Source organism: Streptomyces prunicolor NBRC 13075, assembly GCF_000367365.1.
GTDB classification, from domain to species: Bacteria; Actinomycetota; Actinomycetes; order Streptomycetales; family Streptomycetaceae; genus Streptomyces; species Streptomyces prunicolor.
The window spans coordinates 1-12,779 of the sequence record NZ_BARF01000083.1 but is presented as its reverse complement, the minus strand read 5'-3'; the positions used below and the strand labels follow the sequence as shown (position 1 = coordinate 12,779).

Sequence of the window (12,779 nt, the reverse complement as noted above, 5' to 3'; positions counted from 1 at the left end):
ACAAAATCCTGGGCAACACCCGGGCGGAAGACGAACACGGCACCGGCGTACCCCTCGGCGGTGCGCGTATCCGCGCCCTGCTCGCCGCGCTCGCCCTGCACCCGGGCCGGATCGTCCCCTCCGGCACCCTGATCGACGAGGTGTGGGCGGAGGAACCTCCCCAGGACGCCCCGGCCGCCCTCCAGGCCCTGGTCGGCCGCCTCCGCCGCACCCTCGGTAAAGATGCGATCGCCTCCGACCCCGGCGGCTACCGCCTCATGGCGACCCGGGACGACGTGGACCTGTTCGTCTTCGAACACCTCGTACGCCAGGGCACGGCCGCCCTCGACCGGGGCGACGCGACCACCGCCGCCCGCGACCTGGCCGCCGCGCTCGCCCTGTGGCGCGGCCCCGCCCTCGCCGACCTCCCCGACCGATCCGCCGCCGCCCGCCCGGACGCGCTGCGCCAGGAGGCGACCCGCGCGCGGATCGAGGCCGACCTGCTGCTGGGCCGCGCCGCCGACGCCGTACCGGAACTGAAGGAGCTGACCGCGGCCCACCCCTACGACGAACCGCTGCACGCCCTCCTCATCCGCGCCCTGCGCGATGCGGGCCGCGGGGCCGACGCCCTCGCCGCGTACGAGACGGCCCGGCGCGCACTCGCCGAGGGACTGGGCACCGACCCGGGGCCGGAACTCCGCGCCCTGCACGGGGAGTTGCTCGCCTCGACGGCACCGGCGAACACGGCGCCCGCTGCCCCCGGGCGGCCCGAGCGCAACGGCAACCTGCGTCCACGGCTTACCTCTTTCGTGGGCCGGGAACCCGAGATCGCCGCCATCCGTTCCGAATTGCACAGGGCCCGCCTGGTCACGCTCACCGGACCGGGCGGCTCCGGAAAGACCCGTCTCGCCGAGGAAGCCGCCGCCGGGCTCCCGCAGGCGTGGCTGGTCGAGCTGGCCCGGCTCGACCGGCCGGAGGCGGTGCCGGGCGCGGTGGTCAGTGCCCTCGGTCTGCGCGAGACCGCGCTGCTGACCACCGAGTTGTTGACCACGCAGGACGACCCGGTCGCCCTGCTGGTGGAGTACTGCGCCTCACACAGCCGACTCCTGATCCTTGACAACTGCGAACATGTCATCGGCGCGGTGGCCGACCTCGCCGAGATCCTCCTGACCCGCTGCCCCGGGCTCACGATCCTCGCCACCAGCCGTGAACCCCTGGGCGTCCCCGGCGAGTCCGTGCGCCCGGTCGAGCCCCTCGTCCCCGACCAGGCGCACCGCCTGTTCACGGAGCGCGCCACCGCCGTCCGCCCCGACGCGGAGACCGTGCTCCAGGACACCGAGGCCGTCGCGGAGATCTGCCGACGCCTGGACGGCCTGCCCCTGGCCATCGAACTGGCCGCCGCCCGGCTCCGGTTGCTCACCCCGCGCCAGATCGCCGACCGCCTCGACGACCGCTTCCGCCTCCTCACCTCCGGAAGCCGCACGGTCCTGCCCCGCCAGCAGACCCTCCGTGCCGTCGTCGACTGGTCCTGGGAGCTGCTCGACGAGCCGGAGCGGACGGTGCTGCGCGAGGTCTCCGTGTTCGCCGGCGGCTGGGACCTCGCGGCGGCGGAAGCCGTGTGCACCGGCCCCGCGGCCCACCTCATCGGCTCCCTGGTCGACAAGTCCCTGATCGTGGCCACCCCGGGGGAGACGGACGGGGGCATGCGCTACCGCACGCTGGAGACCATCCACGAGTACGCAGTGGAGCGCGCGGCCGAGACCCCCGAACTGCGCGCCGCGGCCGAGCGCCGGCACCGTGCGTGGGTGCTCGCCCTCGTGGAGACGGCCGAGCCCCTGCTCCGCTCCGGCGACCAACTCCCGTGGATCGCCCGCCTGGAGACCGAGCTCGACAACATCCGGGCGGCCCTGGCCTGTTCCGTCGCCGCGCGCGACGAGGCGGAGGCGGGCGCCCTGGCCCTCGCCGTCGGCTGGTTCTGGTGGCTGCGCAACTACCGCACCGAGGGCGCGGATTGGGTGATCCGCGTCCTCGCCCTGGCCGCACCGGCCGGGTCCGCCCAGGACCCGTACGAGGCCTACGTCGCCGACCCGGAGGCGGACGCCCGACACCCCCTGCACACCCGGCGGATGGACCTCCGGCTCCTGAACCTCTTCCTCAGGGCCGAGTCCGAGATCCTGGGCCGGACGACGGACGGCCTGATGGACGAGCGCATGCGGCAGTACATGAATCTGATCCAGGGCTACTTCGCCGCGGGCGGCCCCCGGGCGGCCCGTATGCCGGGGCTCATCTGGCCGCTCACCGCCTACTTCCTCACCGAGTCGATGGACATCCGGCCCGCGATGGAGGCGGCGGTCGTCAACGTCCGTGCCCACGGCGGCGACTGGGAGAACGCCGTCATGCTGATGTTCCGCACCCACCTGCTCGTCGACTCGCCGGGCGGCATGGCGGGCATCGACGAGGACCTGAAGGCGCTGCAGGCGCTGTGCAGACGCGTCGGCGACCGCTGGGTGCGCGCCCAGGTGTCCAGCGCGGTCGGCGAGGCCGCCATGGTCCGCGGCCGCTTCGAGGAGGCGAGGACGGCGTACGAGGAGGCGCTGAAGCTCGCCTACGAGGTCGGCGCCAACACCGAGGCCCCGTTCCTCATCGCCCGCCTCGCCGAACTCGCCTTCCGCGAGGGCGACCGGGACGCCGCCCTCGCCGGCCTGGACGAGGCGAGCGAGGAGTCCGATCGGCACGGCGTACAGGACGCCCGCGCGTTCGTCCTGATGCTGCGCGCGCACATCGCCCTGGAGGACGGAGACGTCGCCCGCGCGCGTGACCTGAGCGACCAGGCCTGGGCGGAGAGCGAGAAGGGCACGCCCCCACCGCAGTTCAGGGCCGGCCTGAACGCGGTCGCCGCCCTGGTCACCGCCGCCGAGTCCGGCCCGGAGCGCGGGCTGGCCATGATGACCGCGACCCTGCGCGAGGCCGTGGAGCAGCGCTGCGCCGACGTGCTGATCGCGATGCTGGTGGACCAGACGGCACTGCTCTCCGCGGAACTCGGCGAACTACCGCGCGCGGTACGCCTGTTGGCCGCGGCCGACCACGGACGCGGCGGCCATCCGCGCCCCATGCCGGAGCGCGCCCGGGTCGAACAGGCCGAGACCACGGCCCGCACCGAACTGGGCCCCGAGCGCTACGCGGCCGAACGCGCCCGAGGCGAAACACTCACCATGGACGAGGTCCTGGCCGAACTACCCGCCCCGGCACCGTCCCCGACACAACACCTGGCACAGCGCCCTACTTGCACGTGAACTTCGACTCCGCCCAGTCCGCCAGCGTCAAGTCGTCGAAGGAGCTGTGCGGTTCGACCACCAGCCGTACGGTCTTGCGCCCGGCGAGGTTCACATGGACGGGCACCGCCGGGTCCCCGCCGTCGATCTCCCCGGACTGCCACAGCCGGACCCCGTCGGCGTACACCGCGAAGTACACCTTGCCGATCCCCAGCATCATGTCGTCGACGCCGACGGTCGCGTCGTAGGAGACGCACTGGCGGTTGAGGTCGATGGTGACGGAGGAGCGGCCGTGCACGGTCGCGCCGTGGGTGTAGCGCGTGCCGCCGATCGAGACGCCGTAGCGCTGCCACACCCAGCTGCTCTCGCCGAGTTGGATCTCCGGGGCGGTGCCGTCGCCGTTGACGTCGTAGGAGAGTTCGCTGACCTGGAAGATCGTCGGCGCGGGTGGGGGCGTCGGGGTCGGGGTGGGGGTGGGTGTCGGGGTGGGTCTGGGGGTCGGCTTCGGGGTCGGGGTGGGCTTGGGCGTCGGTGTGGGTGTCGCCCGGGGTGTGGGTGTCGGGGTCGGAGTGGGTGTCGGCTCGGGTTTCAACACCGCTGGTTCCGGGGCCGGTTGCTTCTTCGGGGGTGCCGGGGGCGCCGGGGGCGTCGACTCGGGCTTGGCGATGGGGGAGGACGAGGGCGCCGGTTTGGCCTCGGGCTTCTTCGCGGGGGTGTGGGTGCCGCCGGCCAGCGCGAGGGCGATCGCCGCCGCTGCCGCCGTGGCGACCACACCGGCCGCGATGCCCGCCTTCACCGGCGCGCCGAGCCCCTCGGAGGCCGCGGCGCCACCGGCACCGGCCCCGCCGGACGAACTCCCGCTCGCAGCGGCGGCGGCACCCGCGGCACCGGCCGCACCCGCTCCCGCGCCACCGGCGATGAGCGCGATCGCCTTCGCGTACCCGGCGGCGCCGAACCAGCCGATGACCGCGATCGGGACGACCGCCGGGATACCGCTGGCGACCTCCTCGATCTGCAACGCGGCCAGCCGGCACTTGGCGCACTCCTCCAGGTGCTTGCGCAGCCCGCGTTCGGCACGCGTGCGCAGCCGGCGGCGGGCGTAGGTGCCGAGCTGGTCGGCGTAGCGCGCGCACTCCTCGTCGTCGGTGAGGGTGGCGCTGACGTGGGCCTGGAGATAGGCCTGCTTGAGCCCCTCGCGGGCCCGACTGGCCAGCACGCGCGTGCCGTTGGCGTCGAGCCCGAAGAGCGTGGCGACCTCGCTCGGCGACTCGTCCTCGACCTCGGTGTGCCACAGCACGGCCTGCCACCGCTCGGGCAACGACCGGAAGGCCTGCATCGCCATCGACTGCTCGGCCACGTGCATGGCGCGTACGTCGGCGCCCAGGTCAATGGTGTCGTCGTCGGACACTTCCGACACCCGCGCGGACTGCGCGGCGAACACCGCGAAGTCGTCGACGAGTTGCTCCCGCTTCGCCGACTTCGTCCAGTTCGCGGCGACGCGCCGGACGGAGGTCAGCAGATAGGCGCGTACGGCGTGCTCGGGCCCGGATCCACCGCGCACCGCCTGGAGCATGCGGGCGAAGACCTCGGCGGTCAGGTCGTCGGCGGTGTGCCCGTCCCGGCAACAAGTCCGGGCATACCGGCGCACGGCATCCGCATGGCGCCGGTACAGCTCCTCGTACGCCGTGTCGTCACCGGCACGCATCCGCTCGATCAACGAGGCGTCGGCCGCCGGCATCTCCCGGGGCGGCAGCGGCGGCGGCAGCACACTGCCCTCGCGCTGTGGCGGGACGCTGCCCTCGCCGGGTTCGAAACCCGGGGGGAGACCACTGGGCCCACCCTGGGTCGGTACCTGTGGTGAGGTCAGCCCACCGGCCTCCGGGTCACCGTCACCCAGTGACTCGTCACGCCCGTCAACGCTCATCGCGGAAAGCCCCCGCCGCCTGCCAAGCCAGTCCAACCGGTACCGAACACCGGGTCAGCGTAGCCATATTGGCTTTTGTTCAGGACCCCGTCGTACGGACCATCCACTCATCCGTGGGGACTTCCCGCACCGCAGTACTAGCGTTCACCCCTCCGGGGAAGGCTCAACTGTCGCGCCCGAAACGGGAGTTGGCGACGATGACAGAAATGCCCGGAACGTTCCCGGGCGTCACGAGGGGCGAGGGCACCACGGCACCCCCGCCCCACAGTCACCTATTCGAGTCACCGGGGAGCGGGCTGTCCGTCCGGCACCTTTTCAGCGCAGGCCGACAAAGATCAGCCCGTCCGGCAACTTTCCGGCACAGGCCCACACAATCAGCCCGTCCGGCACCTCTCAACGCAGGCCGGCATTGTTCAGCCCGTCCGGCGTTTGAGGACGAGGCCGTCCAGGCCGATGGGGGCCTGGGGGCGCAGCCCCCAGAAGACGCCCACACCAACACCGGACGCCAAACCACCGGGCGCCGAACCACCGAGGGCCGCATCACCCCGCCCTACCGCCGAGTCACCCCGCCACCGCCACCCTCACAGAGGCCGAGACCGCAACCCCTCCAACAAAATATCCAGCAACCGAGCCGACGCCGCCGCCTGCTGCGCAGCATCCGGCAACGAGGGCGCCGCCGTAGCAATCACCAGCAGCACATCCGACACCGAAACATCCGCCCGCAACTGCCCCGCAGCCCGCGCCCGATCGACAAGCTGCCCCACGACCTCCAGCAGCGCGGTCGCCCCGGCGTCATAGTCCCCGGAGCCCAAAGACCCCGCCGACTCCTCCGGAACCAGCCGCAGTTCACCCGCACCCGGCTGCGTCCGCTGCTGCGGCACCCGCGCCTCGTCGAGGAGGGCAGCACCCTCACCCTCGTCGGCGACGCCAACCCGCAGCACCTGCGGCGGCAGCAGCCGCCCCGCGCCCGAGGCCACCGACGTCCGCAGGAAGCGCGACAGCGCCGACCACGGCTCGTCCTCCTGGCCGAGCGCCGAACGCGCCTGGTCGGTCAGCCGGGAGGTCTCCTCCTCGGCTATCCGGCGCACCAGGACGTCCTTGCTCGGGAAGCGCCGGTACACCGTGCCGACACCGACCCGCGCGCGTCGCGCCACGTCCTCCATCGGCGCGCCGTAGCCCAGCTCGCCGAAGACCTCACGCGCCGCCCGCAGCACGTGTTCCAGATTGCGCTGTGCGTCCACGCGCAGCGGCGTCGTCCGCGAGGAGTCCCCGCGTCCGTTTCCCGCCGCTCCGACCGCGCCGCCGGATGCGATGGCTGACGCGGATGTCCAATGCGAATCCTGAATATGCATACACGTTCCCCCGGTTAATGACGTCTCCCCCCGGAGACTCCCCGCCATCGGCAGCCGGAGCATCGTGAGACAAGCCCGGTTCGCGAGCCTCGCTCTTCGCGGACCCGCTGAGCGCATCCCCCTTCACCCCGTCGACACACGAACATAGTTGAGAGGGGGTCAATTCAGAAGGGGCAGGTTCCGCACGGAGCGCCCCCCGATCGGAGTACGGGTCACATACGTCCCGATTGCGCCCCCGAGTGCCACCCCGATCACCCCCACTGACCTGCGCACCTGCCCCGCACTCCGGCAATTCCGGCGGCCCCGCGCGCGCTCCGCCGCCGGTCACACAATTTGTCGAGGCTGTGGACAAACTCCAGCGCCGGGTGCGTCATGGGATGGTGAAGGAACGCGCGCGCATTCTCGTTGTCGGTGGCGGCTACGTCGGGATGTACACAGCCCTGCGCCTTCAGAAGAAGTTGAAACGTGAAATCAAGCGCGGGCAGGTCGAGATCACCGTCGTCAGTCCCGACCCTTACATGACGTATCAGCCGTTTCTCCCCGAGGCCGCCGCCGGTTCGATCTCCCCCCGCCACGTCGTCGTCCCCCTGCGCCGCGTCCTCGACCGCTGCCGCGTCGTCATCGGCGAGGCCACCGCCATCGACCACGGCAAGCGCACCGCGACCCTCAGCACCCTCGCCACCGAGGAAGAGGGCACAGGTACCGAGGAGTTGGCGTACGACGAACTCGTCCTGGCCCCCGGCTCGATCGCGCGCACCCTCCCGATCCCCGGTCTCGCCGAGCACGGCGTCGGCTTCAAGACCGTCGAGGAGGCCATCGGCCTGCGCAACCACGTCATCGAGCAGATGGACATCGCCTCCTCCACCCGCGACCCCGCGATCCGCGACGCGGCCCTGACCTTCGTCTTCGTAGGAGGCGGTTACGCCGGTGTCGAGGCGCTCGGCGAGCTGGAGGACATGGCCCGCTACGCCGTGCGCTACTACCACAACGTCGACGCCGACGACATGAAGTGGATCCTCGTGGAGGCCACGAACCGCATCCTCCCGGAGGTCGGCGAGGAGATGGGCACCTACACCGTCACCCAGCTGCGCCGCCGCAACATCCAGGTCCTCCTGGAGACCCGCCTCGAATCCTGCGCCGACCGCGTCGCCGTACTCAGCGACGGCCAGCGCTTCCCGACCCGCACGCTCGTGTGGACGGCCGGCGTGAAACCCCACCCGGTCCTCGCCGCCACCGACCTCCCCCTCACTCCGCACGGCCGCCTCAAGTGCACCGCCGAGCTGACGATCGAGGGCGCCACGCACGCGTGGGCAGCGGGAGACGCGGCAGCCGTCCCCGACGTCACGGCCGGCGAACCCGGCACCCTGACCGCCCCCAACGCCCAACACGCCGTACGCCAGGCCAAGATCCTCGGCGACAACATCGCGCACTCCCTGCGCGGCGAGCCCCTCCAGACGTACGCCCACAAGTACGTCGGCTCGGTCGCCTCCCTGGGACTGCACAAAGGCGTCGCGCAGGTCTACGGACGGAAGCTGAAGGGCTACCCTGCCTGGTTCATGCACCGCGTCTACCACCTCAGCAGGGTGCCCACCTTCAACCGCAAGGCCCGTGTGCTCGCCGAATGGACGCTGGCGGGGCTCTTCAAGAGGGAGATCGTTTCTCTCGGTTCACTCGAACATCCCCGGGCGGAGTTCGAACTCGCGGCCGGTGGAAAGCCTCCACACGACCCGAAGGGGTCGAACTGACCGGACCGAGGAACTCCACCGGCGGCCCCGGCGTCTGACGAATATCGACCGGGTCCGCCACACTGCCAGACTGGTCCACGAACCGGACTGGTCCACGACGTCGGGCGGGCCCGTGCCCTCCCGTCCCACCCAAGAGGCTCTCCCCACTGTGCTGCACCCGGGGGCCGCGACCGATGTGCGGCTCCCGCCGCGCGGCCCCGGCCCCCCGGCAGGGTCCGGAACCGGCCGACGACATCTACACGAGGCAAGGATTCGTGAACTTCACGCGTTGGAGCGCCCGGCTCCCCGGAACGCAGCGCCGCGCCGCAGCGCGGACCGACCACCCGGTCACCCCGGACCGGCGGGGAGAAGGTTCCGTGCCCGCGGCCCGCGCCGAGCAGCTCACCGACGAGCCGCCGGTCCCCGCCGTCGAGGACCTGCCCGTCCGCGAGGTCCTCGACCGCGTCCCGGCCCTCGTCGCCCTCGTGCACGGCCCCGACCAGCGCATCGCGTACGTCAACGACGCCTACGCAGCCGCCTTCGGCACCCGCCCGCTGGGCGCACCGGCCCGCGAGGCCCTCCCCGAGCTCGACGAACTCGGCCTGCTCCCGCTCCTCGACCAGGTCCTGCGCAGCGGCAAGCCCCGCACCCTCAAGTCCCGCAAGGCCCCCGGCGGCCGCTCGTACACGTTCACCTGCACCCCGGTCGCCGAGAGCGCCGACAGCGCAGAGGGCGGCGTCCTGATCTTCGCCACCGACGTCACCGACCACGCCGAGGCCGCCGAACGCCTCCGCGCCAGCGAACGCCGCCAACGCGAAACAGCCGTGACGCTCCAGCGCTCCCTGCTCCCCCAGGAACTCGAAGAACCCGACGACCTGCGCATCGCCGCCACCTACCAGCCCGGCGGCACCGAAGCAGCGGTCGGCGGCGACTGGTACGACGTGATCACCCTCGGCGGCGGCCGCACCGCCCTGGTCATCGGCGACGTCATGGGCCGAGGAGTCCGAGCGGCAGCGGTCATGGGCCAACTCCGCACCGCCGTCCGCGCGTACGCCCGCCTCGACCTGCCACCGCACGAGGTACTCCAGCTCCTGGACGGCCTCGCCACGGAGATCGACGCCAACCAGATCGCCACCTGCGTGTACGCCATCTTCGACCCGAACGAGGGCCGCCTGGTCTACGCCTCGGCAGGCCACCTTCCGATCCTCGTCCGCGACGAGACGGGCGCGGTCCAACGCGCCGACGAACCCACCGGCCCCCCGCTCGGCACCGGCGGCTGGATCCACTCCTCGGGCTCGATCCCCCTCAGCCCCGGCTCTACAGCGGTCCTCTACACGGACGGCCTGGTGGAACGCCGGGACGAGGACCTCGACGAGGGAATCGCCTCCCTGGAGCGCGCCCTGGCCGGCGCCACCGGCACCCCCCAGGTGGTCTGCGACCGTCTGGTCCGCTCCCTCGGCGTCACCGCGGACCACGACGACGACGTCGCCGTCCTGGTCCTCCAGCACCCGGCCCGCACCGGCCCGGCCGGCGACCTCTTCCGCAACGCGGCCCTGGAGCTGCTCGGCGGAGTGGAAGCGGCCCCACGCGCGCGTGCGTTCGCCTCAGGCGTCCTCACCAGCTGGCGCTTCCCCACCGAACTCCACGACCTCGGCGTCCTGGCCGCAAGCGAACTGGTCGCCAACAGCCTCCAGCACGGCACCCCACCCATGCGCCTACGCCTGCGCCGCACCGACCGCCGCCTCATCGTCGAGGTCACGGACGGCGACGACCACCTCCCCCGCCGCCGCCGCGCGGAACCGGCCGACGAGTCGGGCAGAGGCATCGCGATCGTGGCGACGATCGCCTCGAACTGGGGCTCCCGCCGCACCCCGGGCGGCGGCAAGGCCGTCTGGTGCGAGTTCGTACTCCCCAAGACGGCCCCGGCGTGACCTACGCCTCGACCCCTACCGGCTCGACACTCCCGCGAGCGACGACCAGACTCCCCTTCGCCCGCCAAGGCTGATCCTGCACGGCGGTCAACTGCCGCCCCAGCTTCACCGCGAGCAGGCTTATCCCCAGCGAGAACAAGAAAAACGTCACGACATACGCCCCCGGCAGCGAAGCCCCGAGCGGCCCGCCCACCGCGGGCCCAACGGCCAACGCGAGCTGCTTGACGAGGGCGAAGGCCGAGTTGTACTGCCCGGCCATCCCCTCCGGCGCCAGATCGGCGACAAGGGGAGCAACGGTCGGCGACAACATCGCCTCCCCAAGCCCGAACAGCGCATACGTCGACACAAAGGCAGCGGTAGCCATCTCCTGACTCCCATGCCCGAGCCCCGCGAACCCGGCCGTGACCCAAGCCAGCGCCCAGATCATCCCTACGGCCGCGATCACCCGCGAGCGCCGACGCCGCTCGACGAACTTCAGCACCGCGAACTGCGCGACGACGATCATCGCGGTGTTGGCGGCCAGCGCCGTACCGAGCGCGGACGTCGAGATACCGGCGGCCTCGACCCCGTACGCACTCAGCCCCGACTCGAACTGCCCGTAGCAGGCGAAGAACAGCACGAAGCCGAGCACGCTCAGCTGCACCATGGCCCGGTTGCCGAGCAGCTGCTTCCAGGCACCCTTGCCGGACGACCGCGCGGGAGCGTCACCGATGGCCGGCGAATGCGGCATCCGCACGGTTGCCATCACCCCGGCGAGCACCAGGAACATCGCCGACTCGATCCCGAAGAGCAGCGTGAACGAGGACGCGCTGGTCGTGTCGACCAGATGACCGCCGATGAGCCCGCCGACACCGAGCCCGAGGTTCTGCAGAAAGAACTGCACGGCAAAGGCACGCGAGCGCGTATCCGCCGTAGAACAGTCCACGATCATCGTGGCGAGCGCCGGCTGCATCACAGCCTGCCCGGCCCCGAGCGCGGCAGCCGACAGCAACACAGCGGTCGCACTCCCCGCCAGCCCCAGACTCATCGACCCTACGGCGGCCAGAACCAGGGCGACGATGAGAACCGGTCGGGGACCGCGCCGGACGATGGCCCGCCCGGCGAACGGCAGCACGATCAGCGCGGCCACGGCGAAGACGGCGAGTACGAGACCCGCCGTCATGGCTCCCAGTCCCCGCACCTGCGCCACATAGACGTACAGGTAGGGGACCGTGAAGCCGAGCCCGAACGCGCTGAGTGCGTTTCCCACGTGGATCCGGCGCATCGCTGCGCCCATCGCCCTGGTCACGGTCACCTCAATCAGGTAGTTGGTCGCCATCGGTACTTCTTAGCGCCGAAGACTTCGAAGCTAAACAGTACATCTAGAAGGACTTCAACGCCAAGCGACCCCGTGCGATACTGCCGTCCATGGGCGAACCGACACTCGACGAGCAGATCGCCGCCTACCAGCGCGAGTTCAAGGACCTCGACCCCCAGGTCGAGAAGATCGTCTCGGCCCTGGGCCGCCTGAACCGCCGCATGAACGTCGCCTACGGCCGCCAGACCGCGAACCTCGGCATGAGCAGCGCCGAGTGGGAGGTCCTCAAGGCCCTCGTCCTCGCGGGTGCCCCCTATCGGATGGGCCCGAGCGACCTCGCCAAGCGCCTCGGCCTGACTCCGGCCGCAATGACCCACCGGATCGACCGCATGGTCGCCGAGGGTCTGGTCACCAGGGAGCGGGACGAGTCCAACCGCGTCCGCGTGATCGTGGAGCTGACGCCTGAGGGCCGAGGCAAGTGGCTGGAGGCGATGCGCATGGCGACGGTCTTCGAGGAGGACCTCCTCCAGGACCTCTCCCCGGTGGAGCGCACAGTCCTCGGTGAGGTCCTGACTCGCCTGCTGCGTAGGGTGGAGCACGCCCAGCCGGATGCCGGCGGTCGGCTCAGCGACCTCGAATAAAAGATCTTGACAGAGGGTGCTTGACAGCCCCTTGCTCGATCCGTAAAGTTCTTCGGGTTGCCGCCGAGCCGTAACGGTTCTCCGGCAGCACCTCCGCCGCGACAGCGGCAACCCAAACCAACCGCACGATCTCCCAACGGGATTGATTTCGGCGTGCCCGAATTCAATTCGATTTGGGCTCGGCTGTTGTTCGATCAGGTCCCTGGGCCTCGATTGGAACTCCGCCGGGGGAATCGGCTAAGGTTTGAGACGTCGGAACGGCCCAACGGCCGGGATGGCAGCCCACTCTGACTGGGAGTCAGGCCCGAAAGGATCTGATAGAGTCGGAACCGCCGGAAAGGGAAACGCGGAAGCGGAAACCTGGAAAGCACCGAGGAAATCGGAACCGGAAACGGTCTGATAGAGTCGGAAACGCAAGACCGAAGGGAAAAGCCCGGAGGAAAGCCCGAGAGGGTGAGTACAAAGGAAGCGTCCGTTCCTTGAGAACTCAACAGCGTGCCAAAAATCAACGCCAGATATGTTGATACCCCGTCTCCAAACATCATCTGATGGTTGGGACGAGGTTCCTTTGAAGAAAACATACAGCGAGGACGCTGTGAACGGTCGGGCTTATTCCGCCTGACTGTTCCGCTCTCGTGTATGCGATCCCGATCACGGGA

At 70.9% G+C, this 12,779-nt stretch carries 7 protein-coding genes; 4 read left to right on the top strand and 3 right to left on the bottom strand.

Going from position 1 to position 12,779, the window contains the following annotated elements; translation table 11 throughout:
* The coding region (locus tag SPR02S_RS56955) for an AfsR/SARP family transcriptional regulator (RefSeq protein ID WP_019061617.1) at nt 1-3,272 on the top strand (3,272 nt) is incomplete at its 5' end.
* Here the strand turns inward: SPR02S_RS56955 and SPR02S_RS34650 are convergent.
* Together SPR02S_RS34650 and SPR02S_RS34645 are read right to left on the bottom strand one after the other, a co-directional pair.
* Nucleotides 3,259-5,175 carry a sigma-70 family RNA polymerase sigma factor gene (locus SPR02S_RS34650; RefSeq protein ID WP_026151122.1) on the bottom strand — a complete coding sequence of 639 codons (1,917 nt, stop codon included), beginning with the start codon at nt 5,173-5,175 and terminating at the stop codon, nt 3,259-3,261. The genes SPR02S_RS56955 and SPR02S_RS34650 overlap by 14 nt on opposite strands.
* A gap of 581 nt (nt 5,176-5,756) precedes the next feature.
* Nucleotides 5,757-6,527 (bottom strand): TetR/AcrR family transcriptional regulator, encoded by a 771-nt coding sequence (locus SPR02S_RS34645; RefSeq protein WP_052347098.1) that lies wholly within the window; start codon nt 6,525-6,527, stop codon nt 5,757-5,759.
* A 377-nt stretch (nt 6,528-6,904) separates the two neighbouring features.
* Here SPR02S_RS34645 and SPR02S_RS34640 point away from each other — a divergent pair, with 377 nt between their 5' ends.
* Nucleotides 6,905-8,272 (top strand): NAD(P)/FAD-dependent oxidoreductase, encoded by a 1,368-nt coding sequence (locus SPR02S_RS34640; RefSeq protein ID WP_019061614.1) that lies wholly within the window; start codon nt 6,905-6,907, stop codon nt 8,270-8,272.
* 254 nt (nt 8,273-8,526) lie between these two features.
* Nucleotides 8,527-10,182, top strand: a complete 1,656-nt coding sequence (locus SPR02S_RS34635; RefSeq protein ID WP_026151120.1) for an ATP-binding SpoIIE family protein phosphatase — start codon at nt 8,527-8,529, stop codon at nt 10,180-10,182.
* 1 nt (nt 10,183) lies between these two features.
* On the opposite strand, the gene SPR02S_RS34630 is transcribed toward SPR02S_RS34635, so the two are convergent.
* Complete coding sequence (locus SPR02S_RS34630) at nt 10,184-11,500, bottom strand: MFS transporter (protein WP_019061612.1); 1,317 nt, start codon at nt 11,498-11,500, stop codon at nt 10,184-10,186.
* 89 nt (nt 11,501-11,589) lie between these two features.
* On the opposite strand from SPR02S_RS34630, the gene SPR02S_RS34625 reads away from it, so the two are divergent.
* Complete coding sequence (locus tag SPR02S_RS34625; protein ID WP_019061611.1) at nt 11,590-12,120, top strand: MarR family winged helix-turn-helix transcriptional regulator; 531 nt, start codon at nt 11,590-11,592, stop codon at nt 12,118-12,120.
* Nucleotides 12,121-12,779 lie beyond the last annotated feature (659 nt).

Excerpts from the sequence above, each read along its gene's own strand:
- SPR02S_RS34630 (WP_019061612.1), bottom strand. The coding sequence starts at position 11,500 with ATGGCGACCAACTACCTGATTGAGGTGACCGTGACCAGGGCGATGGGC.
- SPR02S_RS34645 (WP_052347098.1), bottom strand. The coding sequence starts at position 6,527 with ATGCATATTCAGGATTCGCATTGGACATCCGCGTCAGCCATCGCATCC.
- SPR02S_RS34625 (WP_019061611.1), top strand. The coding sequence starts at position 11,590 with ATGGGCGAACCGACACTCGACGAGCAGATCGCCGCCTACCAGCGCGAG.
- SPR02S_RS34640 (WP_019061614.1), top strand. The coding sequence starts at position 6,905 with ATGGTGAAGGAACGCGCGCGCATTCTCGTTGTCGGTGGCGGCTACGTC.
- SPR02S_RS34650 (WP_026151122.1), bottom strand. The coding sequence starts at position 5,175 with ATGAGCGTTGACGGGCGTGACGAGTCACTGGGTGACGGTGACCCGGAG.